25 protein-coding genes, 1 tRNA gene and 1 riboswitch are annotated in these 22,760 nt (G+C 68.5%); of the genes, 15 read left to right on the top strand and 11 right to left on the bottom strand.

What is annotated here, in order from left to right; translation table 11 throughout:
* Positions 1–99: 99 nt before the first annotated feature.
* Positions 100–172, bottom strand: a tRNA-Lys gene (locus OHB24_RS15445).
* 178 nt (positions 173–350) lie between these two features.
* Here OHB24_RS15445 and OHB24_RS15440 point away from each other — a divergent pair.
* Complete coding sequence (locus OHB24_RS15440; RefSeq protein ID WP_327639707.1) at positions 351–971, top strand: G5 domain-containing protein; 621 nt, start codon at positions 351–353, stop codon at positions 969–971.
* Between the two features lies 1 nt (position 972).
* On the opposite strand, the gene OHB24_RS15435 is transcribed toward OHB24_RS15440, so the two are convergent.
* A complete protein-coding gene (locus OHB24_RS15435) occupies positions 973–1,395 on the bottom strand; it encodes a pyridoxamine 5'-phosphate oxidase family protein (RefSeq protein ID WP_327639706.1) in 423 nt (140 codons plus the stop codon).
* A gap of 65 nt (positions 1,396–1,460) precedes the next feature.
* Between OHB24_RS15435 and OHB24_RS15430 the strand changes: the two genes are divergently transcribed.
* The 3 genes from OHB24_RS15430 to OHB24_RS15420 all read left to right on the top strand — a co-directional run bounded on the left by OHB24_RS15430 (position 1,461) and on the right by OHB24_RS15420 (position 3,501).
* Complete coding sequence (locus OHB24_RS15430; protein ID WP_327639705.1) at positions 1,461–2,405, top strand: ArsR/SmtB family transcription factor; 945 nt, start codon at positions 1,461–1,463, stop codon at positions 2,403–2,405.
* Between the two features lie 15 nt (positions 2,406–2,420).
* Positions 2,421–2,532, top strand: a riboswitch (TPP riboswitch).
* Entirely contained in the window at positions 2,523–2,726 is a 204-nt protein-coding gene (gene thiS, locus OHB24_RS15425) for a sulfur carrier protein ThiS (protein ID WP_327639704.1), read from the top strand. Its footprint overlaps the riboswitch before it by 10 nt.
* A gap of 1 nt (position 2,727) precedes the next feature.
* On the top strand, positions 2,728–3,501 hold the full coding sequence (locus OHB24_RS15420; RefSeq protein ID WP_166658747.1) for a thiazole synthase: 774 nt from the start codon (positions 2,728–2,730) through the stop codon (positions 3,499–3,501).
* Here the strand turns inward: OHB24_RS15420 and OHB24_RS15415 are convergent.
* Entirely contained in the window at positions 3,476–5,332 is a 1,857-nt protein-coding gene (locus OHB24_RS15415) for a DUF6807 family protein (RefSeq protein WP_327639703.1), read from the bottom strand. The genes OHB24_RS15420 and OHB24_RS15415 overlap by 26 nt on opposite strands.
* Before the next feature lie 82 nt (positions 5,333–5,414).
* Here OHB24_RS15415 and OHB24_RS15410 point away from each other — a divergent pair, with 82 nt between their 5' ends.
* The gene (locus OHB24_RS15410) at positions 5,415–5,801 is read left to right on the top strand and encodes a RidA family protein (protein ID WP_327639702.1); all 387 of its coding nucleotides are present in this window, start codon (positions 5,415–5,417) and stop codon (positions 5,799–5,801) included.
* Here OHB24_RS15410 and OHB24_RS15405 read toward each other — a convergent pair.
* Positions 5,798–6,670 carry a serine hydrolase gene (locus OHB24_RS15405; protein WP_327639701.1) on the bottom strand — a complete coding sequence of 291 codons (873 nt, stop codon included), beginning with the start codon at positions 6,668–6,670 and terminating at the stop codon, positions 5,798–5,800. The two genes, OHB24_RS15410 and OHB24_RS15405, sit on opposite strands and share 4 nt — an antisense overlap.
* Entirely contained in the window at positions 6,667–7,539 is an 873-nt protein-coding gene (locus OHB24_RS15400) for a LysR family transcriptional regulator (RefSeq protein WP_327639700.1), read from the bottom strand. The genes OHB24_RS15405 and OHB24_RS15400 overlap by 4 nt, the downstream gene beginning before the upstream one ends.
* 115 nt (positions 7,540–7,654) lie before the next feature.
* Between OHB24_RS15400 and OHB24_RS15395 the strand changes: the two genes are divergently transcribed.
* On the top strand, positions 7,655–8,587 hold the full coding sequence (locus OHB24_RS15395) for an MBL fold metallo-hydrolase (protein ID WP_327639699.1): 933 nt from the start codon (positions 7,655–7,657) through the stop codon (positions 8,585–8,587).
* On the opposite strand, the gene OHB24_RS15390 is transcribed toward OHB24_RS15395, so the two are convergent.
* Both OHB24_RS15390 and pdxR read right to left on the bottom strand, forming a co-directional pair.
* Positions 8,577–9,320: a GNAT family N-acetyltransferase gene (locus tag OHB24_RS15390; protein ID WP_327639698.1), complete on the bottom strand. Its 744-nt coding sequence runs from the start codon at positions 9,318–9,320 to the stop codon at positions 8,577–8,579. The genes OHB24_RS15395 and OHB24_RS15390 overlap by 11 nt on opposite strands.
* Before the next feature lie 52 nt (positions 9,321–9,372).
* On the bottom strand, positions 9,373–10,761 hold the full coding sequence (gene pdxR / locus OHB24_RS15385; protein ID WP_327639697.1) for a MocR-like pyridoxine biosynthesis transcription factor PdxR: 1,389 nt from the start codon (positions 10,759–10,761) through the stop codon (positions 9,373–9,375).
* A gap of 81 nt (positions 10,762–10,842) precedes the next feature.
* Here pdxR and OHB24_RS15380 point away from each other — a divergent pair, with 81 nt between their 5' ends.
* The 3 genes from OHB24_RS15380 to OHB24_RS15370 are packed head-to-tail and all read left to right on the top strand — an operon-like array spanning position 10,843 to position 13,007.
* On the top strand, positions 10,843–12,129 hold the full coding sequence (locus OHB24_RS15380) for an FAD-binding oxidoreductase (protein WP_327639696.1): 1,287 nt from the start codon (positions 10,843–10,845) through the stop codon (positions 12,127–12,129).
* A 16-nt stretch (positions 12,130–12,145) separates the two neighbouring features.
* Complete coding sequence (locus tag OHB24_RS15375) at positions 12,146–12,496, top strand: DUF1622 domain-containing protein (protein ID WP_327639695.1); 351 nt, start codon at positions 12,146–12,148, stop codon at positions 12,494–12,496.
* 7 nt (positions 12,497–12,503) lie between these two features.
* Complete coding sequence (locus OHB24_RS15370; RefSeq protein WP_327639694.1) at positions 12,504–13,007, top strand: tetratricopeptide repeat protein; 504 nt, start codon at positions 12,504–12,506, stop codon at positions 13,005–13,007.
* Between the two features lie 33 nt (positions 13,008–13,040).
* Here the strand turns inward: OHB24_RS15370 and OHB24_RS15365 are convergent, their stop codons facing one another.
* The 3 genes from OHB24_RS15365 to nhaA form a co-directional block, all read right to left on the bottom strand.
* Positions 13,041–13,883 (bottom strand): SAM-dependent methyltransferase, encoded by an 843-nt coding sequence (locus OHB24_RS15365; protein WP_327639693.1) that lies wholly within the window; start codon positions 13,881–13,883, stop codon positions 13,041–13,043.
* A gap of 80 nt (positions 13,884–13,963) precedes the next feature.
* On the bottom strand, positions 13,964–14,425 hold the full coding sequence (locus OHB24_RS15360; protein ID WP_327639692.1) for a rhodanese-like domain-containing protein: 462 nt from the start codon (positions 14,423–14,425) through the stop codon (positions 13,964–13,966).
* 106 nt (positions 14,426–14,531) lie between these two features.
* Positions 14,532–16,349, bottom strand: a complete 1,818-nt coding sequence (nhaA, locus tag OHB24_RS15355; RefSeq protein WP_327639691.1) for a Na+/H+ antiporter NhaA — start codon at positions 16,347–16,349, stop codon at positions 14,532–14,534.
* Positions 16,350–16,551: 202 nt separating this feature from the next.
* Here nhaA and OHB24_RS15350 point away from each other — a divergent pair, with 202 nt between their 5' ends.
* The 3 genes from OHB24_RS15350 to OHB24_RS15340 all read left to right on the top strand — a co-directional run bounded on the left by OHB24_RS15350 (position 16,552) and on the right by OHB24_RS15340 (position 19,258).
* Positions 16,552–17,250: a GAF and ANTAR domain-containing protein gene (locus OHB24_RS15350; RefSeq protein WP_327639690.1), complete on the top strand. Its 699-nt coding sequence runs from the start codon at positions 16,552–16,554 to the stop codon at positions 17,248–17,250.
* Between the two features lie 176 nt (positions 17,251–17,426).
* Entirely contained in the window at positions 17,427–18,572 is a 1,146-nt protein-coding gene (locus OHB24_RS15345) for an ROK family transcriptional regulator (RefSeq protein ID WP_327639689.1), read from the top strand.
* 35 nt (positions 18,573–18,607) lie between these two features.
* Positions 18,608–19,258 (top strand): GNAT family N-acetyltransferase, encoded by a 651-nt coding sequence (locus OHB24_RS15340; protein ID WP_327639688.1) that lies wholly within the window; start codon positions 18,608–18,610, stop codon positions 19,256–19,258.
* On the opposite strand, the gene OHB24_RS15335 is transcribed toward OHB24_RS15340, so the two are convergent.
* A complete protein-coding gene (locus OHB24_RS15335; RefSeq protein WP_327639687.1) occupies positions 19,196–19,738 on the bottom strand; it encodes a CGNR zinc finger domain-containing protein in 543 nt (180 codons plus the stop codon). The two genes, OHB24_RS15340 and OHB24_RS15335, sit on opposite strands and share 63 nt — an antisense overlap.
* A gap of 111 nt (positions 19,739–19,849) precedes the next feature.
* Here OHB24_RS15335 and alr point away from each other — a divergent pair, with 111 nt between their 5' ends.
* Genes alr through OHB24_RS15320 form a run of 3 tightly spaced genes read left to right on the top strand, consistent with a single transcriptional unit; the run spans position 19,850 to position 22,589 of the window.
* On the top strand, positions 19,850–20,986 hold the full coding sequence (gene alr, locus OHB24_RS15330; protein ID WP_327639686.1) for an alanine racemase: 1,137 nt from the start codon (positions 19,850–19,852) through the stop codon (positions 20,984–20,986).
* Positions 20,983–21,948 carry a D-alanine--D-alanine ligase family protein gene (locus OHB24_RS15325; protein ID WP_327639685.1) on the top strand — a complete coding sequence of 322 codons (966 nt, stop codon included), beginning with the start codon at positions 20,983–20,985 and terminating at the stop codon, positions 21,946–21,948. The genes alr and OHB24_RS15325 overlap by 4 nt, the downstream gene beginning before the upstream one ends.
* The gene (locus tag OHB24_RS15320) at positions 21,945–22,589 is read left to right on the top strand and encodes a M15 family metallopeptidase (protein ID WP_327639684.1); all 645 of its coding nucleotides are present in this window, start codon (positions 21,945–21,947) and stop codon (positions 22,587–22,589) included. Before OHB24_RS15325 ends, OHB24_RS15320 begins: the two co-directional genes overlap by 4 nt.
* Positions 22,590–22,760: the final 171 nt, after the last annotated feature.

Raw genomic sequence — 22,760 nt, 5'->3', positions numbered from 1 at the left:
CCGAGACGAATCCGTCGCGCGCAGACCCCTAACCCGCCAAAGCCCTAGCCAGAAACGGTAGGCCTGAGCACCTTCGGGTGATGGGTGACACAGAAACGGTAGGCCCCGTGGGACTCGAACCCACAACCCGCGGATTAAAAGTCCGCTGCTCTGCCAATTGAGCTAGAGGCCCTCATCGGGTGAGGGGAACAGTGTGTCAGGTTTGGTGGGGGTTTGCTTGGTAGGGGGCTGGGGTGAGGGGTTGCGGGGCGGGCGGGGCGGTGGTACAAATCGGAATTCGCTCGGGTGGTCCGGGTGCTGACAAATCCTGCCGCGGGGGGGAACCGACGGCGGGTTTGGGGGGATGGATCGTGTTGTTGCTGCGTGCTGCGTTGGGGTCGGTTGCGGTGGTGGCGCTCGTCGGGGGGTGCGGGGCGGGTTCGGGTACGTCGGGGGCGGGTGAGCCGGCTGCCATCGCGAGTGTGCAGCTGAGCGTGACGCCGGCGCCAGGCACCACATCCGCTCCGGTCGTGACGCCGAAGGCGTCTGCCAAGCCCAAGATCAAGCCGTCGGTGACCACGACGAAGGAGGTCGTGGAGTTGAAGGTGATTCCGTTCAAGAAGAAGACGGTGACGGATGACTCGCTGGCGAAGGGCGAGCGGACCGTGCGTACGGCGGGGGTCAACGGCACGCGGCGGCTGGTTTACCGGGTCACGTACTTGAACGGCGTACAGACGGCTAAGCGGATGGTTCGGCAAGAGGTGGCGAAGGAGCCGCGGTCGCAGGTGACGGCGGTGGGTACGAAGGTCGAGGAGCCGGAGCAGTCCGGCGGGTGCGACTCGAACTACTCCGGTTGCGTCCCGATCGCCAGTGACGTCGACTGCTCAGGCGGGAGTGGCAATGGGCCCGAGTACGTCGACGGTCCGATCGACGTCATCGGCTCCGACATCTATCGCCTCGACGCCGACCACGACGGGATCGCCTGCGAGTAGCTCAAGGCTCGATGACCGCCGAGGTGATGCGGCGGGGGGTGATGTCGAACATCGAGTCCTCGGGTGGGTTGGCGAGGTAGGTCGCGCGGTGCTCCTCCGGCAGGTACTTCTCGACCATCGCATTCAGCAGGTCCGCATCGAGCGGGAGGAACCGCGCGACGCCCTGCATGTTGACATACCGAGCGGTCGGCCCGTCGACCGTCTGGATCGAGAGGGACAGTTCACCTGTGCCGGTCCGGTGCAGTCTGGTCTTCTTCGACTTGGCAGGCGTCATCACCTGGAATCTGTTGTCGTCGGGCAGGTGGCGGAACCACACCGGCGTCACATGCGGCGACCAGCCCGGGTCGTCGACCGCCAGCACGGCCACCAGCGGCTGCGCCAGGAACTCTGCTATTTCGTCGTCGTCCATCGCTCGGAACCCCATGCAAATCACCCTCCCACCAGCCACCGACAGTCCATACTTCGTGTCGTGAACAGGAGGGCGATGCGGTGCTGACCTATGTCCTGAACTCGCAGGACCTGGCCGACGTCAGGTTCGCGGTGTCGCCGGTCGCGGAGATGGTGCTGTCGTTGCGCGCATTGAGGGATCCCGGCCGTTTCCCGCTGCAGCTCGGCTGGGTTCGCGCCGTACAGCCGCAGGTCACTGACCTGGATTGGTCCGTACTGCGGTGGCTCGTCAACGACACCATGGGCAGCCCGGACTTCCTGACGCCTCGACCGACCTCACCGCTCACCCAGCTCTCCGACGAGCTCGACGTGATCGCAAACGTCGAACCAGACACCTTCGAGCGACAACTGGTAGCGGTCAACGGCGAGCTGCCAGAAGACCTGACCGTAGACAAGGTGGTCGACTCGCTCAGCCAGTACTGGGACGCCGTCATGGCGCCGTACTGGAGCCGCATGCGCACCCTCCTCTCCGCCGACATCAGCTACCGCGGCCACATCGTCACCCAGCAAGGGACCGGCGCGATGCTCAACGGCCTGGGCCCAGCGATCACGTACGCCGATGGGCTCCTGAAGGTCGACCGCGTAGCCGAGCAGAGCCGCACCGAACACGTCGACGGCCGCGGGCTCGTACTGCAGCCGACCCTGTTCGGACCGCACGCCGTCATCCCGTTCGACCCCGGCGCCGAACCCCTGCTCGGCTACCCGCCGCGCGGTCAGGCCCACCTGTGGTCCGTCGTCGAGCCACCGTCCCGCCACGACCTCGCCCAGTTGATCGGTACGCCGAGAGCACACATCCTCGAGCTCCTCACCCATCCCCGTACGACGACCGACCTCGCCGGCGAACTGAAGGTGACGCCGTCCGCCGTGAGCCAGCACCTCCAGCTACTCCGCCGTACCGGGCTCGTCGAACCGCAGCGCACCGGCAAACAGGTCCTGTACCGACCGACAGAACTCGCAGCGCTCCTGACCGGGACAACTGTCGATTGAGCTGTCAGCTATAGTCGAAGCGTCCGCGGGAGCTCGCAGGAAGTGGGCTGAGAGGGTGACCGATCCGTCACCGACCGCTGAACCTGAATCGGGTAATTCCGGCGTAGGGAGGAAGCGATGGAATCCGTCTGGGTGAACGGTACGGCGATCGACGTACCGCCGGGCAAGTCGGTGGCAGAGCTGATCGCGGAGTACTCCGATCGCGCCACCGGGATCGCGGTCGCGGTGAACCAGAACGTGCTGACCAAGGCCGAATGGGCGCAGACCACGCTGCGGCCGGGCGACCGGGTCGAGATCGTCAGCGCGACGCAGGGAGGCTGACATGGATGATCCACTGGAGCTCGGCGGGCGCACGTACACGTCGCGGCTGATCATGGGGACCGGCGGTTCGGCCAACCTGGAAGTGATGGAGGAGGCATTGATTGCCTCCGGCACCCAACTCACCACGGTCGCGATGCGCCGGCTCGGCACGGGGCACGAGGGCTCGGTGCTCGACGTACTGAAGAAGCACGGCATCGACGTACTGCCGAACACGGCCGGCTGCCACACCGCCGCCGAGGCCGTGCTGACCGCGAAACTGGCTCGTGAGGCGCTCGGGACCGACCTGATCAAGGTCGAGGTCGTTGCCGACGACCACCTGTTGCTGCCGGACCCGTTCGAGCTGCTCGATGCCGTGGAGGCCTTGGTGGCCGACGGTTTCACCGTGCTGCCGTACACGAACGACGACCCGATCCTCGCCCGTCGCCTCGAACAGGCCGGTTGCGCGGCCGTGATGCCGTTGGCCGCACCCATCGGTTCGGCGCTCGGCATCCGCAACCCGCACAACATCGCGCTGATCGCCGAAGCGGCCAACGTGCCGGTGATCGTGGACGCAGGCATCGGTACGGCGAGTGACGCCGCGCTGGCGATGGAACTCGGATGCGACGCGGTCATGCTCGCGACTCCGGTGACCCGCGCCGAGAAGCCCGCTCTGATGGCCGCCGCGATGCGCGACGCCGTCTCCGCCGGCCGGAACGCACGCCTCGCCGGTCGTGTGCCGAAGAGATGGCAGTCGGCGCTGGCGTCGTCGCCTACAACTGGCCTGCCAACGTTTTAGCCTCCGCCGCGTCGACCGCCCGGTCCAGCAGGAGCGCGGTGAGCGACAACGTCAGGTCCTGGTTGGGTTGCAGCACCAACGGCTGCTCCCACGCGAGCGCCGGGCACGCGCCGACGTACTCACCGGATCGCAGGAACCACGGCCACACCTGATCCGGCTGCAGCAACAACAGGCTGACATCGCCCTGCACGAAGGCCAGCCATGGGCTCCTAGACCCGACGGCGGCATCAAGCCCGTCACCATCAGCGCTGAGCACAGTCGTCTCCGCAGCAGGCAGTCGCCAGAAGAGACCGCCGTACCCCGCCCCGGCCCTGCCCGCGGTCGCCGGGCTGTCGATCCGGATCGAGCCGTAGCGGGCGGTCAGCACGCTGCGCCAGTCGAGTCGCCAACCACCGAAGGCGAGATCGCCGAACAGGCGCCGGCGTTCGACGAGTTGCGGTCGCCCTTGCTCGTCGTACCAGGTGATGTCGTCGACCAGTTCGCGGTCGTTGACGGTGACGCCGCGGCTGCGTTGCTGACCGTGATTCGTGAGGAGGGTCGGGCCCTGGCCGCGGACGTAGGTCCGGCCGCCCCAGTGCGAGGTGCCGTTGACCTGCGCGACGGCGAGCGAGACGCCGTAGTGATGTCGGTGGTCGACCGGGCTGACCTCGGTCAGCGGATGCCCGCCGAGCGTCCGGACCGGGTGCAGGTACGGGCGCGGTGCGTGTACTTGCGGCATCCGCCGTCCGAACTCGTACCGCGCGAGCAACCCAGCCGAACTCCCGAGCGCGAAGATGTCCCCCTGCTGCTGCCACCCGATCTGATCAGCCGACGCATCCGCCTGCAACCGCGGCGGCACGGGACCAGTGCTCGCCCGCACTGCCAGCCGCAGCTCAGGTACGCCGTCCACCTCAGCTGAAGGCGCCGTGATCGACGCATGCAACCGCTGCCACGCAAGCTCACCGAGGTCCGTCTGCGGCACCCGGACAGTCGTCAGCGACGGTACGGCGAACCGCGCGAGCCCGATGTCGTCCATCCCGGTCACCGACAGATCAGCCGGTACGGCGACCCCGACCTCGTTGAGCCGCGCGAGCAGCCCGAACGCCACCAGATCGTTGAACGCGACGACCGCGGTGACCTGCGCTTCGAGCACCCGCTCCACCGCGGCGTACCCGTCCTCGATCGACCGGCCGCACTCGAGCCGGACGAGCTCCAGCCCCGGGATCTCCCGCTCGGCGACCGCGAGCGCCTGCACCCGCAGCACGTTGGACGCGCTCGCCGCCGGGCCGGACAGGAACGCGAGCCGACGGTGCCCGAGACCGACCAGGTGATCGACGACGATCCGTACGGCGCGGCCGTAGTCGACGACCACCGACGCCACCTCCGCCGGCCCCTGGCGGTTGACCAGGATCACCGGCTGCACCTGCGGCAGGAGTTCGAGCAACGCCTCCTCGTCCATCCGCGGCGAGACGAGGATCAGCGCGTCGCAGCGCCGCCGGGCCTCGATCGCGATCGCCGCCTCGGCGTTCGGGTCCTCGTCGGTCTCGGCGACCAGCACCTTGTACCCGGCCGCCGCGGACGCGTTCGTGATACCGCGCAGGATCTGCTGGAACAGCGGGTTGCCGAGGTCCGGGACGACCAGCGCGACCATGTTCGTCCGGCCCAGCGACAGGCTGCGGGCCAGGTCGCTCGGCCGGTAGTTGAGCCGCTCCGCCGCGGCACGCACCCGGGCGACGATCTCGGGTGCGACACTGAGGCGCCCGTTCATCACCCGGGACACGGTCGCCCGCGACACCTCCGCCGCCCGCGCGACGTCGGCAATCGTGATCGAGTCCTTCGGTGTCCGTCCCACCCCCGTATCCTCTCCCGATGGAAACCGGTTTCTCAACCCTCGATGTGGTCGGATGGGACAACACGTCGGACGGAGGACCCTGGTGAGTGAGTTGGAGTATCCAAGCGTGGTTGGCGTTGCGCCGGGCAACGGGTACAGCCACGTGGTGACCGGAACTGGCCAATGGGTGGCGATCTCCGGGCAGGTCGCGCTGGACGCGAACGGGCAGTTCGTGGGCCGCGACGATCCGTCGGCGCAGGCCGAGCAGGTGTTCGCGAACCTGGCGCGCTGCCTGACAGCGGCCGACGCGACGTTCGAGAACGTGGTGAAGCTGACGTACTTCGTCACCGACATCACCCACCTGCCGGAGATCCGTGTGGTCCGCGACAAGTACATCCCGGGTCCGAAACCCGCGAGTTCGGCGGTGCAGGTGGCGTCGCTGTTCAGCCCACTCGCCCTGATCGAGATCGAGGCCTTCGCGATCGTCTAGCGCAGTACGTCGACCGCCACCCGGGCGGCTTCGCCGATGGCGGCGTCGACGCGGGGCTGGCGGAAGTCGCCGCGGGCGGCGAGTGTGAAGACCGCGATCGCGAACGCCGCCCCGCCGGGCAACGTGACCACGCCGGCCTCGTGCCGCAACGCGCCGAACGTTCCGGTCTTCCCCGCGACGCGTACGCCGTCGTGCGGGAAACCGGACGCCAACCGGTGCAGGAAGACCTGCCGGTGCATCGTCGCCTTGATGAACTCGGTCTGCTCGGCCGAGAGCAACTCCCCCGCCCACAACCGCCGCAGCAGCAGGGTCAGGTCGCGCGCGCTGGCCGCTGACCCGTTCGCCGCCTCGTACACGCCGACCGGATCGGTCCGGTCGTTGTCCGCGAGTACGGCGAGGGCCGAGTCCGCATCGTCGGCGCCCGTACGGCGTTGCAGGTCGCGCAGGTTGGCCGCCGTACCGCGGCGGACCCAGGTACGACGCAGGCCGAAGGACTCCAGGATTTCCGCGAGCCTGCGCAGCCCGACGATGTCCAGCAGCGCGTCGGCCGACGCGTTGTCCGACACCGTCGCCATCGACAACGCCAGATCGCGCAGCGACACCGTCACCGGGTCCGCGAAGACGGACAACCCGGTCGGCCCGGCGGTCCGCGCCGACGGCTCGAGCGTCACGCGTTCGCGTGGGTCGAGCTCGCCCAGGTCCACCAGCCGGCAGAACCCGGCGAGCAGCGGCAACTTGTAGACCGACGCCAGCGGGACGACGGCGTCCGCGTCAAGCTCGACGGACGCCTCGGGCTCGTCGAGCGAGACCGCGTGCATCCAGCCGCGGACACCGGCGTCCTCGAAGATTCCACGGATCCGGGCGTTCACGATGCCAGCGCTTCCGTGAGCTGAGCCATCACGTCGTTCGGGCGGAGGAACGGCGTACGCGTCCTCGACCAGACGAGTCGGAGACGCAACGGCAGCGGATCGTCGGCCAGCCGGTGCCGCCCGACTCCCGGTGCGATCAGCGCCGGGTCGGCGGTCACCACGATCGCCTGGCCGGCCGCCGCCATTGCGAGCCCGGCGCGCTCGTCCGTCACCACGACCGTCCCACCGTCAGGCCGATGCAACGCCAGGGTGTCCAGGAACAGGTCCCGCGCCGCCGGAGCCTCGGCCCGCGGCCGCACCGCAATCGGCAGCCCCTTCAACTGCCGCAACGCCACGACCTCCGTGTCCACAGTCGCTGCCGGCACGAGCGCCCAGGTCGGCAGGAGCGACACCGGCCCGGCCTCCAGACCATCCAGTACGGCGGGATGCTGTACGACGGCCAACGTCAACCGGCCCGTGCCGACCTGGTTGACCAGCGAACTCGTCGGCGCGGTCACCACCGTCACCCGACTGCCCGGAATCACCGAGCCACAGGCCGCAGCCACCGCCGCACCCGCCGACGGCGGAACCTCGGGCGCCAGACCCAGCCGGATCTCGGGGCCCTCCGGATCGCGTGCGACGGCTGCCTGGTGCAGCTCCTCGATCGAGGTCAGCGCGCGCCGGGCGTACGGCAGCAGCGCGACTCCGGCGGGCGTGAGTTCGACGCCACCAGCTCCGCGTTCGAAGAGTTTCGCGCCGACCAGCGCCTCCAGGCGGCGCAGGCCCTGGGACAGCGGCGGCTGAGTGATCCCCACAGCCCGGGCCGCGTCGCCGAAGTGCTGCTCCTCGGCGAGCGCGATGAAGATCTGCAAGTGCCTTTCAGTGATCATGACATGACTGACCTGCGGTGATATCTCCAGCCAATCGCTTCATGCGCAAGAGCATATTCGACATGCTCAACCGGCCTCGCCTTGACTGAGGGTTCAGACAACGAGAGGAAACAGCGTGAAGGTGAGTCGGAGAGGGATGCTGGCGGGCGCGGCGGCGGCCGGCGCCGCGGGCGTGGTCGGGGCGATCGGGCTCGAGAACCAGAGCGAAGCCGCAACCACGTCCCCGAGCCAGTCGACGAGGGAGTCGGTGGAACTGACCTGGTTCGGGACGCACGCGTGGCAGATCCGGTGCGGCAAGAGCGTCGTACTGACCGATCCTTGGCTGACGCGCTTCCACACCGGGACGTTCACCCCAGAGGGTGCCGACCCGAAGACGAAGCTGGTGATCAAGCCCGACGTGATCGACCGGCATCTGAGCACCGCCGACGCGATCCTGGTCCACCACGGCCACTACGACCACATGGCCGACGTACCGTACGTCGCGAAGAAGACGCAGGCCACCGTGCTCTGCACCGAGACACACGCGAACATGCTGCGCGCCATGAAGACGCCGAACGACCTGCTGTCACCGGTCCGCGGCGGCGAGTACCTGCCGTTCGACGGCTTCGCGATCGAGGTTTTCCCGTCGCTGCACTCCTGCGGCGGCAAGCGGCACACGTACGCGTACCCGGGCTACCGGTACGACGTCCCGCCGCGCCCGCGCGTCATCGAGGACCTGGTCGAGGGCGGCACGCTCGCGTTCGTGATCACGATCGGCGGGCTGCGCATCCTCAGCCTCAGTACGGCGAACTTCGACCCGAACGCACTGCGCGGCCTCCAGGTCGACGTCGTACTGGCCGCTCCGGGTGGCGAGCCGGGCATCACCGACCGCCTCCTGCAGACGATCAAGCCGGTCCGGAAGGTCATCGCCACGCATTGGGACGACTTCGACAAGCCCCTCGACGACCCCGGCATCCCGTGGACCGACCTGACCCCGCTCCGCACGTCCGTCGAGAAGGCCGGCGCCGAGTTCGTCGTACTCGATCACCTGCAGCAGGTCACCCTTTGACGCGGTAGTGGTAGCGCGACACGGCCTGGAAACCTAACCGGTCGTAGAGGACACGGGCCGGGGCGTTGGCCTCGACCACCTGGAGCCAGACGCGGTCGACACCGAGGGTTGTTGCCTTCTGCAACAAGCCGTGGATGGTTGCCTGGGCGAGGCCCTGGCGGCGATGGGCCGGATCGACAGCGAGGCAGTAGATGCCGGCCCAGTCGTCGACCAGAGCGAGGCGGCCGACGGCCTGGGGCTGCCCGCCGGACGAGATCGTGGCGTACAGCGCGCGACCGCGGTTGAGAATCTGCCGGGCAACGGGCTGCGCGGCAGATCCGCCGTGGCCGTCGACCGCCCACCACAAGTCCATCCAGGCGTCGTCGGGGGCCGAGGAAATATTCACTGCGCTCGTCGGCTCGGGCAGCTTCGCGAGCACGTCCGCGATCTCGGCGCACATCACCAGGGTCGGAGTGCGAAGCTCGTACCCGCGGGCCGCCAGGTACTCGTCGAGGCCGCCGGGCTCGGCCGCCGGACCCACCTGGAAGGACGGCGCGATCTGATGCGAGGCGTACAGGCTTTCCACATATTCCAAGGCCCTGTCGAGGTCGAACGGTGCACTCGCGGGCAGGACCGAGTTGGCTCTCATGGTGACGCCTGCGCTGCGGCGTACCAGCCAGCCGTCCAGCTCGGTGCTGTCCGCGGCGGGCCAGCCCTGGTTCATGAGGGCGTCGATGCTAGCTGTGGCGATCACCTCACCAAGATTAGAACTGATCGGATTGAAATGCAATCGACTGGATAGTTATTCATCGACCGCGGATCGTCGCGACCACGTCCGCGAGCAGCTCGATGCCCTCGACAACTTCTTTCTGGGAGAGCGACCCGTACCCGAACACCAGCCCGGCTGGCCCTTCCCCGGACACCCAGTACGGCGCCAGCCCGTAGATACCGAGCCCGCGCTGCAACGCCGCCTCACGCAACGCGTCCTCGCTGAGGTCAGGCGGCAGCCACGTCATCACATGCAGTCCGGCCGAGATGCCGACCGGCTCGAGCTCCGATAGCCGCGCTGCCAACCGTTCGACCAGTGTGTCCCGCAGCGTCCGGTACCGCGGCCGCATCCGCCGCAGGTGCCGGTCGAACTCGCCCCGCGCCACGAAGTCCGCGAACGCCAACTGGTCGAACACCGGCGACCCGCGATCGTCCATCAGCTTCGCCTGCGCCATCGGCTCGACCAGCCACGACGGCAGGATCAGCCACCCCAGCCGCAACCCGGGCGCCAGCGTTTTGCTCGCGGTCCCGGCGTACGCGACGCGATCGGGCGCGAGCCCCTGCATCGCACCGATCGGCTCCCGGTCGTAGCGGTACTCCGCGTCGTAGTCGTCCTCGATCACCAGCCCGCCCCATGCGACGAGCGCCGCCCGCGTTTCCGCCGACGCGACCGCTCCAGTGGGGAACTGATGTGCAGCCGTCACGAGTACGACGTCCGCACCCGACCGCTCCAATGCGTCGACGTCGATGCCCGTCTCCAGCATCGGTACGCCGACCACCTCGAGCCCGGCCGCCTGCGCGACGTCGCGCAGGTCGTTGTCGGACGGATCCTCGACCGCGAGCCGCCGGCGTCCATGCGCGGCCAGCACCTGCAGCAGGAGCCGGGAGCCTTGCGCGAACCCGTTGCAGATCAGCATGTTCTCCGGGCGCGCCGCCGTACCGCGGACTCTGTTCAGGTAGTCGGACAGGGCTGTGCGGAGTTCGATCGTGCCGCGGCCGTCGATGTAGGCGAGGCTGCGGTATGGCGTCTCGTTGAGCACTCGCCGTACCGATCGGAGCCACGCGGCGCGTGGGAACTGCGAGACGTCCGGGCGGCTGTAGCGGAAGTCGATCCGCGGCGGGCCGGTCAGGGTGTGCGCGGCGGTCGTGGCCTCAATCACGGCGATGTCGGCGACCTGCGTGTACCCGCCGGCGCGGCTGATCAGATACCCCTCCGCGACGAGTTGCTGGTACGCCTCGACGACCACGCCGCGGGACAGGCCGAGGTCCTGCGCGAGGGCGCGCGTCGACGGCATCACGGTCTCGGCGCGCAGCAGCCCGGCCCGGATCCTGGTCCGGATCCCGCTCTCGAGCTGCTGGTGCAGCGGGACGCCACTGTCCCGCTGCAGCTCGACCAGGAGCTCACCGGCACCGGAACTGGTCCTCATTCGGCTCACAGAACTGGACCTTATCGACGTACCGCTCTGCTGTCAGGGTTGTGGACAGGACGAAAACATCAAGGAGCTGAGATGACCGAGTTTCTGCGCAGCGGCGACGCCGGGTACGACGAGGCACGCACCGTCTGGAACGCGATGATCGACCGTCGCCCTGGCGTGATCGCCCGGTGTTCGACCACTGCGGACGTCGCGGAGGCGGTCCGGTTCGGACGGGCCGCGGAGCTGGAGATCGCGGTTCGCTGCGGCGGGCACAACATCGCCGGTCTCGCCGTGCCCGAGGGCGGGCTGATGATCGACCTGACGCCGATGAACGCTGTCCGCGTGGATCCTGCGGTCAAGCGGGCCTGGGTCCAGGGCGGCGCGATGCTCGGCGAGCTGGACAAGGCGGCGCAGGAGCACGGGCTGGCGACGACGGCCGGGAACGTCTCGCACACCGGGGTCGGCGGGCTGACGCTCGGCGGCGGGATGGGGTGGCTGGCACGGCGGTTCGGGCTGGCCTGCGACAACGTCGTGTCGTACGAGGTCGTGACTGCTGACGGTGACGTCGTACGGGCGAGTGCGGACGAGAATCTCGAGCTGTTCTGGGGGCTGCGTGGGGGCGGTGGCAACTTCGGGATCGTGACGTCGTTCGAGTTCCAGTTGCACCAGGTGGGGACGAGGGCGCTGATCGTCGAGTTCACGTATCCGGTGTCGGCGGGGTTCGACGTACTGCGTGGTTGGCGGGAGCTGAACGCCGACGCGCCGCGGGAGGCGACGTTCACTGCCAATATCACCGCGGATTCAGTGACGGTTGGGTACGTGTGGGTCGGCGATGGTGGGTACGACCTGCTGCCGGCGTTCCGCGCGTTCGGGCCGGTGAGCGGCGAGGTGGTCGAGGAGACGACGTACCTGAAGCTGCAGACGCGGGACGACAACGTCCAAGGACACCGTTTTCGGCGGTACTGGAAGGGGCACTACTTCAAGTCGCTGCCGGACGAGGCGATTCGCGCGTTGCTGGACAACCCGGGGGTGTCGGCGAGTCTGCAGGCGTACGGCGGCGCGATTGCCGACGTACCCACGGAAAACGCTGCATTTAGTCACCGGAACACGCTGTTCGAGTTCGTCACCGCGACACGGTGGGAGGACCCGGCCGAGGACGAGGAGCGGATCGGCCGACTGCGCGGGTACGCCGCGACGCTGGCGCCGTACGCGAGCGGGACGTACGTGAACACGCTGAACGACGACCCGATCCACCGCGCGTTCCCGCCTGCGACGCTGGAGCGGCTCGTGGCGCTGAAGACGACGTACGACCCGGCCAACGTGTTCCACCTGAACCAGAACATCCGCCCCGGCGAGCCGACCAGCGAGTCCGCTGCCTGACTGGTAACTGTGAGGAATGGACTTCGAGCAGGTCTTCGCGGACGTCGCCCGGACGATCGAGGGCGCCGGCGTGGTCATCATGGCGATCGGGCTCGCCGTCGTCCTGATCCGGTACTGCTACGACGTCCTCCGCAAGGGCACCGGGAGCTACCAGCAGCTGCGGGTGAACCTCGGCCGCGTGATCCTGCTCGGGCTGGAGATCCTGATCGTCGGAGACATCATCCGGACGATCATCGTCGAGACCTCGGTGCAGAGCGTCCTGGTGCTCGGCCTGATCGTAGTGATCCGGACCGTGCTCAGCTTCGCGCTCGAAGTGGAGATCTCCGGGTCGTGGCCGTGGCAGACCCGCCGGACCGACGCGGCATGATGGAACTGTGACGACTGAGCTGACGCCGGAACTGGCCGCGACGATCGATGAAGCGTTCGCGCGGCGGGACCGGGCGAACATGGGGCCGACCATCGCCTTCTTCGAGAAGTTGCTGACCGAGCACCCGGACAACCCTTACGTGCTGTACGAGGTCGGCGGGTCGTACGACACCGCCGGCGACGAAGAGACGGCGATCGGATACTACGAGCGCGCGCTGCCCGGGCTGACCGGGGAGACGCGCCGGAAGTGCCTGCTGCAGTACGGCAGCACGCTGCGTAACCTCGACCGCTTCGACGAGTCGCTCGCGGTGTTCAAGAGCGCCTGCGCGGAGTTCCCCGAGTCGGACTCGCTCCGGGTCTTCAAGGCGCTGACCCTGCACGCCGCCGGGGCGAAGGACAAGGCGCTCGCGACGCTCCTGCTGGTGATCGCCGACAAGGTCGACTCCGCCGAGATCAAGCGCTACGAGGCCGCCATCCGCGGCAACGCCGACTACTTGGCAGGCCTGAGCTAGAGCCTTCGCCGGGGCGTGGTTCGGGGGCCCGAGTCAGGGCTTGTGGGCGACGCCGCCGAAGATGACGTCGCGGACACCGGTCGGCGGGTCGTCCTCGACCCGGCTGTCGGGAACGTGCCAGTCGGCCAGCCGGACGACGCCCGGCGGGAGGATCTCCAGCCCGCCGAACAGGGACGAGATCTCCGCGACCGAACGGAAAGCCAAGGTCGGAAACGCGCTCCGGACTTTTTCCGCCAGCTCGGTCACGAGCTCGTCGACCGGACCGCCGTCGCCCGGCTTGCACGCGTGCGTGATCGCCAGGTACGACCCCGGCGGCAGCGCGTCGACGTACTTCTGCGCGATCTCCCGCGTCTGCTCGTAGTCGGCGATGTGGTGCAGCATCAGCGCCATCACGAGCGCGACCGGCTCGCCGGCGGCGAGGAGCCCCGCGACCGACGGGTCCGCGAGCACCTCGTCGGGCTGGGTAAGGTCCGCGGCGGTGAACTGCGTCCGGTCGTTGTCGAGGAGCAGCGCCCGCCCGTGTGCGACCACGGACGGGTCGTTGTCGATGTAGACGACCGAGGCCTCGGCGTTCGCCTTCTGGACGATCTGGTGGGTGTTCTCGGCGGTCGGGAGTCCGGAGCCGGCGTCGATGAACCGCCGTACGCCGACCTCGCCTGCCAGCCAGGTGATGACCTGGTTCAGCCAGCGCCGGTTCGCCCGCGCCCACTCCGGTGCCTCCGGCGCGATCTTCATGATCTGCTGGTACAACTGGCGGTCGGACTCGTAGTTGTCCTTGCCGCCGAGGAAGTAGTCGTAGACGCGGGCGACGCTCGGGCGTGTGGTGTCGATCCCGTGCGCGATCAACCCACCGTCGTAGCTCGGCTGATCGGTCACACTACGAGGGTAACGCACAGAGAGTCAGCGTTTCTGTACGGCGAGTTCAATCTCTGTAAAACTCAACCCTGCCAGGAGTTTCAGCACGCGCACGCGACACCACGCGGCGCAGTCAGCGGGTCGGACTCACGGCGCTCGATCCCGTCCACGGTCTCGATCGGCCCACCTTCCCGCACCCAGTACTCGAAGCCGCCGATCATCTCCTTCACCGGATACCCGAGCCGGGCGAACGCGAGCGCCGCCCGCGTCGCGCCGTTGCAACCGGGACCCCAGCAGTACGTCACGACCGTCACTCCGTCCGGTACGACGTCCGCCGCGCGCGCCGCGATCTCGCGGTGTGGCAGGTGGACCGAGCCCGGCACATGCCCCTGGTCCCAGCTCTCCTGGCTTCGGCTGTCGATCAGCACCCAACCAGTGACACCGGCGCCGATGTCCGCGGCGACATCGGCCGCGTCCACCTCGAAGGAGAGGCGTCCGGCGAAATGTGCGACGGCGGCGTCCCGCCCGGCAGCCGGGGTCTGCAGTACGGCCGAGATCGTCATGTGGTGCCTCCTTGATCGGGGAGCCACCAGCGTCGGCTTTTCGGCAGTACGGCGGAAGTGGCAGAAACGACGTAGTACATCAAGATTCCGCCGCTCCCGTTCGGCTCTAGCGGGCGGTGATCTTCGCCCGTGCCCGCGCCACCTTGATCGCCTGCTTCAGCGTCTCCACGTCGTACGTCCCGTAGTGCCGCTGCCCGTTCACGAAGAACGTCGGCGTACCCGACACCCCGCTCGTGTCCGCCGACTCCACGTCCTGCGCGACCCGCGCCGCCGCCACGTGCCGCTTCACGTCGTCGTGCAACCGATCGGTGTCCAGACCGAGCTGTTCCGCGTACCCGATCAGGTCCTTCGGCTGGAGCTTCTCCTGGTTCGCGAGCAGCACGTCGTGCATCTCCCAGAAAGCACCTTGGGCCGACGCCGCCTCCGCCACCTCGGCCGCGATCTGCGCGCGCGGGTGTACGTCGGAAAGCGGTAGATGCCGCCACACGTACCGCAGATCGTCGTCCTGCAGCAGATCCCGGACGATCGGCTCGGCGATCCCGCAGTACGGGCACTCGAAGTCGCCGTACTCGACCAGCGTCACCGACGCCGTCTCCGGGCCGCGGATGTGGTCCCGCTCGGGATCGACCGGGTCGGTCAGGTCGACCAACTGCTCCGCGTTACCTAGCAGTGCTAGCGCCTTCTTCGGCGGGGACAGCAGCTTGGCCGCGCGGAACACCGCCCAGGTCAGCGCCGACGCGACGATCACCGCGGACAGCAGACCGACCTTCGCCTCGGCCAACTGCGGCCCGTCGAACGCGATCGTTGCGATCAGCAACGACACCGTGAACCCGATACCGGCGATCGTCCCGCTGCCGATGACCGCGGCCCAGCCGACCCCCGGCCGGATCCGCCCGCCACTCAAACGCTCGAGCAGCCAGGACACCAAGGTCACCGCGAGCGGCTTGCCCACGACGTACCCGAGCAGGATGCCGAGCGTGATCGGCGAGGTGAACGCCCGCCCGAGGAACGCCGCGTCGATCGTGACACCGGCGTTCGCGAGCCCGAACAACGGGACGATCAGGTAGCTCGTCCACGGGTGGTACAGGTACTGCAGCCGCTCGTTCGGCGAGATCGTCGTGGTCAGGCCGACGGTCGCGGACCGCGCCAATTCGGGCGTCGGCTGCTCACGGAACAGCCGGAACCGACCGGTCGCCTCCTCGAGTTCCTCACGACCGGGCGAGTACGCCGGTGCCGTCAGCCCGATCGCGAGCCCGGCGACCACCGGGTCGACGCCGCTCTTCAGGAGGGCGGCCCACATCAGTACGCCGAGGATCACGTACACCCAGGCGTTGCGGACGTGGAACAGCGAGAGCGCCAGCACGATCGAGAACGCGACGATCGCCAGCACGAGCGGCATCACCCTGATGTCCTCGCTGTAGACGCCCGCGATTACCACCAGCGCAAGCAGGTCGTCGACCACGAACACCGTCAGCAGAAACACCCGCACGCGATCCGGCACACCACGACCGACCAACGCGAGCAGACCGAGCGCGAGCGCGGTGTCGGTCGACATCGCGACACCCCAACCGTGCGACCCCGGACCGCCGGCGTTGAACGCCAGGTAGATCAGCACCGGCGCGACCATCCCCGCGATCCCGGCCAGCATCGGCAACACGAACCGGCTGCGATCCCGCAGGTCACCGAGATCGAACTCGCGCCGCGCCTCCAGCCCCACGACCAGGAAGAACAGCGTCATCAGCCCGCTGTTGATCCACTCCTGCAGATCCAGACTCAGTACGTCGTGCCCGAGCCCGATCGACAGGTCGGTCCGCCACACCTCGCCGTACGTCCCCGGCGACACGTTCGCCCACACCAACGCCACCACGATCGCGGCCGCGAGCACCCCCGAACTACCCGCCTCGGTCCGCAAAAACGCCCGCATAGGCGCCGCAAACCCCCGCCGCCAGTCAGTCCGCCCACCCAAAAGACCGACCAACTCCGCCATGCCAAACACTGTAATCGGCACCGTCGGCGTGGGCGGCCGGTTCCGGGATGTGGTGGGTTTCGTGGGTGGCTAACGCTGGGGGCGGGTTGGGCTGCATTATTGCCTTGCCCTACTGCGTGACCATGCCCTGGAGTTTCCAGTGACTGAGCCTGAGCTTGCCCATTCGGCGGATACGTTTGCCCGGCTGGCGATCGAGTTACACGATGCGCCTGGTGTCGAGGAGACGATCGATGCCGTGGTGCAGTTCGCCTTGCAGGCTGTGAACTGCACGTACGCCGGCGTGGCTCTGTACACGCGTGGTTCGCAGGCGGAGATCGCCGCGGTCACGGATCAGGTCGTCACCGACATCTACGACCTGCAGATCACTGCGGAGAGTGGTCCGCTCGTCACCGCACTCCGCGAACGCAGGACGATCCTGATCCGCGACACGACCTCCGAAGAGCGCTGGCCCGAGTGGAGTACGAAGGTCGCCGCGCTCGGGATCCGCAGCGTTCTCGACGTACCGCTGGCGACCGGCGACGCGCCCCGACGTACGGTCGGCGTCCTCGGGCTGTACAGCGCGGAGCCCGAGGCCTTCACCGAGGACGACGAGGCGATCTCGCACATTCTCGCGCGGCACGCGTCCGTCGCGGTGGCGTCTGCGCGACACGAGGAGACGATGGCGGAGGCTGTCGACGCACGGAAGCTGGTCGGTCAAGCGATGGGCATCCTGATGGAACGCTTCGACGTGGACGGGGACCGGGCGTTCGCGATCCTGAAGCGGTACTCGCAGGACACCAACACCAAACTGCGCGACGTTGCTCAGCAACTCATCGATACGCGCAAACTTCCACACTGACCGCCACACAACGCGACCGGTCGGCGATCTGACACCGTTGTCCCGGCGCCACCGGACACAATCCGTTGCATACTTCGGGATGAGCCTGACGCCGGGATTTGTGCGGCCAGTACCGCGGACCGGGTCACGTCCCGGCGTCCTCAAACTCTCCCTCGAGCCCAGGCTAGTCTGACGCAATGGGTGAGTGGCGGCCGCTGGCGGGGCCCTCGCGGCAGGTGGCGTTGGAGATCCTGCTGGACGGGCCGCTGTCGCGCGCCGAATTGTCGCGCCGGGTCGGCCTGTCGCCCGGCAGCCTGACCCGGTTGACGAAACCGATGGTCGAGTCCGGTCTGCTGGTCGAGGTCGAGGGCGGTCCCACGGACGCCCGCGTCGGCCGGCCTTCGCAGCCGCTCGATCTGGACGCGAACGCCCACCACTTCGTCGGCATCAAACTCACCGGCGACTCCGCGATCGGCGTACTCACGACGCTGCGCGCGGACGTGCTCGCGAGCGTCGAGCGCCCGATCACCGACCCGACACCGTCCGCCGTCGCCGATCTGGTGCTGGAGCTCACCGACGAACTGGCGATCCAGGTCCCAGGCCGTACGCCGCTCAGCGGGCTGGGCGTCTCGCTCGGCGGCCGCGTCGCGGATCGTACTGAGGTACGCCTGGCGCAGTACCTGAACTGGGTCGACGTACCGTTCGGCGAGCTGCTCGCCGCGCACACCAGCGTCCCGATCGTGATCGCGAACGACCTGACCTCGCTCGTCGAAGCGACCCACTGGTTCGGCGCCGGCAGGAACTCGGACCGCTTCGTCCTGCTCACGATCGGCGCCGGCGTCGGGTACGGGCTCGTCATCCACAACCAGGTGGTCGACAGTCCGGACGTCACGCTCGGCCTGGTCGGCCACCACCCGCTACTCCACGAAGGCCCGCGTTGCGACCGCGGCCACCGTGGCTGCGCGCTCAGCCTGCTGACGGTCAGCGCCGTTACGAGTCAGGTCGGTGCGGCGCTCGGCCGGGAGGTCGGGTACGACGAGGCGCTCGATCTCGCCGCGAAAGGCGATCCGGCGGCGCGCGAGATCGTGGGCCGTGCCGGTCGTGCACTGGGCAAGCTGATCGCGGCGTCCGCCAACTTCACCATGCCCGAGCTGGTCGTTCTCGGCGGCGAAGGCGTCCGGCTGGCCGAGGTCGCGCACGACGAGCTGCTGGCCGGCCTGCACGCCAACCGGCACCCGTCCGCCGCCGAACTGTCGATGGTCCTGCAGCCCGCCGACTTCAGCGAATGGGCGCGCGGCGCCGCCGTGGTCGCGATCCAGACCTTCGTCCTCGGAATCGAGTAACTGGCTATTTCTCAATAGGCAGTTACACTGACGCCATGATGAGGCGATGGCTGGAAGGCTGGCGGCTGTGCCGCGGCCTGGCGCCGGTGATCGAGTACGACGATGCGTACGCCGCCGTGCTGCGACTCCCCGGGCGCGACCGTGAACTGTTCACCCGCACCGACGACCCGGCGACCGTGGACCGGCTCGCCCGGAATCTGCCTGCGGATACCTGGCTGACCGTCACCACGCAGTACGGCGCGGAGATCGCCCGCCGGCTGGCCGCTGCCGGGACGCAGCCGTTCGAAGAGCAGAAGACGCTGATGTCGATCGACCTGCTCGCGCACCCGCGCGCGACGGCCGAGACCGCAACCGACGGCCCGCTGGAGTACGTGAAAGTCCTCGTGGACGGCGCCGTCGCGGCGCATGGCATGGTGGCGATCGTCGGCGACGACGCCGTCATGCACGACATCCAGACCGATCCGGCGTACCGGCGACGGGGACTGGGCAGCGTGGTGATGGGCGCACTGGCCGGACGAGCGCTCGAGCGCGGCGCGCGGACCGGCCTGTTGATGGCCACGACCGACGGCTTCCACCTCTATCGCAAGCTCGGTTGGTCGCCGGTGGCCACCATGGTCACGGCGTCAGGAGTTGCGGACCCGCGCCCGATGAGCGGCGACCTTGGCGCGGTTCTGACAGGCGGTTGAGCAGAACCGCTGGTTCCCGTTCCGCGTAGTGTCCAGGAACAGGTCGTCGCACCGGTCGGCCTCGCACCGGTGGAGCCGCTCCGCCTCGTCACTCCCGAGCAGCATCGCGACGGCGGTGGCGAATTCGGCCAGCCAGCCGTTCGCGTCGTCGGGGCTGCCGAAGTGCAGGTGCCACGGCGCTCCCCCGTCGCGGGTCAACTGCGGCGCGGCCTTCGTTTCTCTGAGCAACGCGTTCACTAGCTCGACGGCCCGATCGACGTCGGGGAGGCGGCCGAGGGCGTCGTACAGCGTTTTCCCGCCGGCCGCGTAGTCGGCGGGATCGACGGCGGGCGGCCGGTTGGTGGTCAGCCGCAGTACGGCGTCGATCGCCGCAGCGTCCGGGGGAACCGCCGGGCGGCCCTGGCGCTCGCCGGATCCGAAGGTGTTGGCCAGCGCGATCGCTGCCTGCAACGACGCTTGCAGATGATCGGTGGCTTGCACCGGCCCAGTATCCCTCATTCCTCTGGAGGAGGTGGGTCATACCAGGGTCGTAGGCAGACATCCGTCCGCACTCCGATGATCCCGATCGTTGCCAGAAACAACAATGACGGTATGACCCTGGTTCAGTCCCGCCACCGCCCGGCAGCACGTGGGATCACCGGATTGTCGGAGGCCGTCGTCGACTTGTCCGCCGTCCGCGACAACGTCCGAACGTTCAGAAAACGTGTTCCTCAGGACGTTCTGGCCGTGGTCAAGGCCGACGCGTTCGGGCACGGCACCGTACCGGTGGCTCGGGCAGCCTTCGAGGCCGGCGCGACCTGGCTCGGCGTCGCGCACGCCGACGAAGCGCTACAACTGCGCGCGGCCGGGCTGACCGTTCCCATCCTGACCTGGCTGTACGACGCCGCGGAACTCATGCTTCTGGCCGATGTGGATGTCGACGTCAGCGTCTCCACGGTCGCCGAACTGCAACACGTCGTGTCCATTCCGTCCGTCCACTACGTGCACCTCAAGCTGGACACCGGTTTGCACCGGGCCGGCAGTGCACCTGACCAGTGGATCGAGCTCACCCGAACGGCGGCGCACTACGAGGCGCTCGGCGCCGTCACGGTCCGCGGGATCTGGTCGCACCTCTCGCACGGCGATTCCGCCGACGCTGTGCAGAGCAAGCGGCAACACCAGCTCCTGCGGACCGGGGTGGGTCTCGCGCGCCGGGCCGGCCTGCGGCCAAGTGTCGTCCACCTGGCCAACTCGGCCGGGGCGATCACGCTCGACGCACCGGACACGAACCTGGTCCGGATCGGTGCCGGCCTGTACGGGATCGACGAGCTGGGGATCGGGCTGCGGCCGGCGATGCGGTTGCTGAGCAAGCTGACCCAGGTACGGCGGATCCGCGCCGGCGAAGGGGTTTCGTACGGGCACGACTTCGTGGCGGACCGGGACACGACGATCGGCCTGGTTCCGATCGGGTACGCCGACGGTGTCCCGCGGGCCGCCGTACGGCAGGCGAGCGTGCTGTGCCGCGGCGTACGGATGCCAGTGATCGGGCGGATCGCGATGGATCAGTTCGTCGTCGACGCCGGGGATCTCACGGTCGAGCCCGGCGAACCGGTGACGATCTTCGGCGACGGCTCCCACGGCGAACCGACCGCCAACGACTGGGCGGACTGGGCACGCACGATCCCGCACGAGATCTACTGCGGAATCGGCAGCCGAGTAACCCGCCGCTACGAGGAGGGGAACCGATGAAGGTCGCGGTCGTGATGGGTGGGGCGAGTCCGGAGCACGACGTCTCGTTGGCCAGCGGGAGAGGGATCGTGAAGGCCGTCGAACTGCTCGGCCACATGGCGATCCCGCTGGTGATCGATGCTGAAGGCAACTGGCGGGACGGGCAGCACGAAGCGATCGAGATCCTGCAGGCGTGCGATGTCACGATCCCGGCGTTGCACGGCGAGGGCGGGGAGGACGGCAGCCTGCAGGGTTTCCTCGAACAGCTGCACGTCCCGTACGTCGGCAGCGGCATCGCCGCCAGTGCCGTCGGACTGGACAAGCACCTGACCAAGGCGGTCCTGAAGGCACACGGGATCCCGGTGACGCCGGGCGTCACGCTGCGCGGCGCCGAGCTGACCGACACCGAAGCCGCGCTGCAGAAGCTGAAGGTAGCCGGCCTGGACTTCCCGCTGTTCGTGAAACCGGCCAACGGCGGCTCGAGTTTCGGCGTGACCCGCGCGACGAACCTGCCGACGCTGCTGGCCGCGATCGCGGAAGCCACCGCGTTCGGTCCGCAGGTCCTGGTGGAGCGCGAGATGGTAGGTCGCGAGATCGACCTCGCCGTGCTGGCGTTCCCGGACGGGCGGGTGGAGACCGCGCCCGCACTGGAGATTCATGCGGATCCTGAGCAGCCGTTCTTCAACGCGGCCGCGAAGTACGGCAGCAGCGCCACGCGATTCGTCGTACCGGCCCGCATCGATCCCGAGCTGGCAGTGCGACTGCGACGTACGGCGATCGACGTGTTCGAGGTGCTCGGCTGCGAGGGGCTGGCCCGGGTGGACTTCTTCGTACCGCGCGACGGCGAGCCGGTCGTCAACGAGATCAACACGTTCCCCGGCTTCACACCGGCGTCGCAGTTCCCGCGGATGTGGGCCGCGGCGGGGATGTCGTACGCCGAGGTCGTCGACACCCTGATCCGTACGGCGGTCGCGCGCGGATGACTGTATTACACAGCACCGTATTGCTGAGCGACGATCGCATCACCAGCATCCCGGCGATCGAGAGCGGTGAGCCGCTGGTCGATCTGTTCACCCGGGACGTGCTCACGACCGGGCGGCAATTCGCGCGGGAGAGCGTGGCCGACCGGCTCGCGGTGGCCGACACGTTCCTGCCGGTCGGTATCCGTCTGCACGTCGTCGAGGGACTACGGCCGATCGAGAGCCAGCAGGCGATCTGGGACGCGTACCGCGCGGAGCTGGAGCGGCTGCATCCCAGCATCTCCGACGACGACGCACACGTGCTCGCCAGCCGTTTCGTCTCGCCGATCGAGGTCGCTCCGCATGTCGCGGGCGCGGCGGTCGACCTGACGCTGATCGGCGCACACGGTCCGCTCGACCTCGGTACACCGATCGACGCGACACCTGAACAGAGCAGCGGCGCCTGCTTCTTCGCGGCGACCAACCTCAGCCGCGAGGCACGGACGAACCGCTCGCTGCTGGCCGACGTACTGTCAGCTGCCGGTCTGGTGAACTACCCGACGGAATGGTGGCACTGGTCCTACGGCGACCGCTACTGGGCCTTCCTGGAGAACCACCCAACCGCCCTCTACGGTCCGGTCGATGTGTTCGGGGTGGTGCGATGAAGGGGCAGGGCGTGCATCAGGACAGGATGTGTCGGCTGGCCGGGTAGTGCACCTGAGCGTGATTGTGGTTGTGCGTACGGTGTCTCACTGGTGCTCTACCTGTTGAGCTGCACACCGACCGGCCGCCTGAGGGCGCGTCATCCATGGGGCGACGGTCGCACACCTCGGACG

It is taken from the genome of Kribbella sp. NBC_00482 (assembly GCF_036013725.1).
Classification (GTDB): domain Bacteria; phylum Actinomycetota; class Actinomycetes; order Propionibacteriales; family Kribbellaceae; genus Kribbella.
The sequence above is the reverse complement of the archived record's forward strand: the minus strand, read 5'-3'. Positions and strand labels throughout refer to the sequence as shown.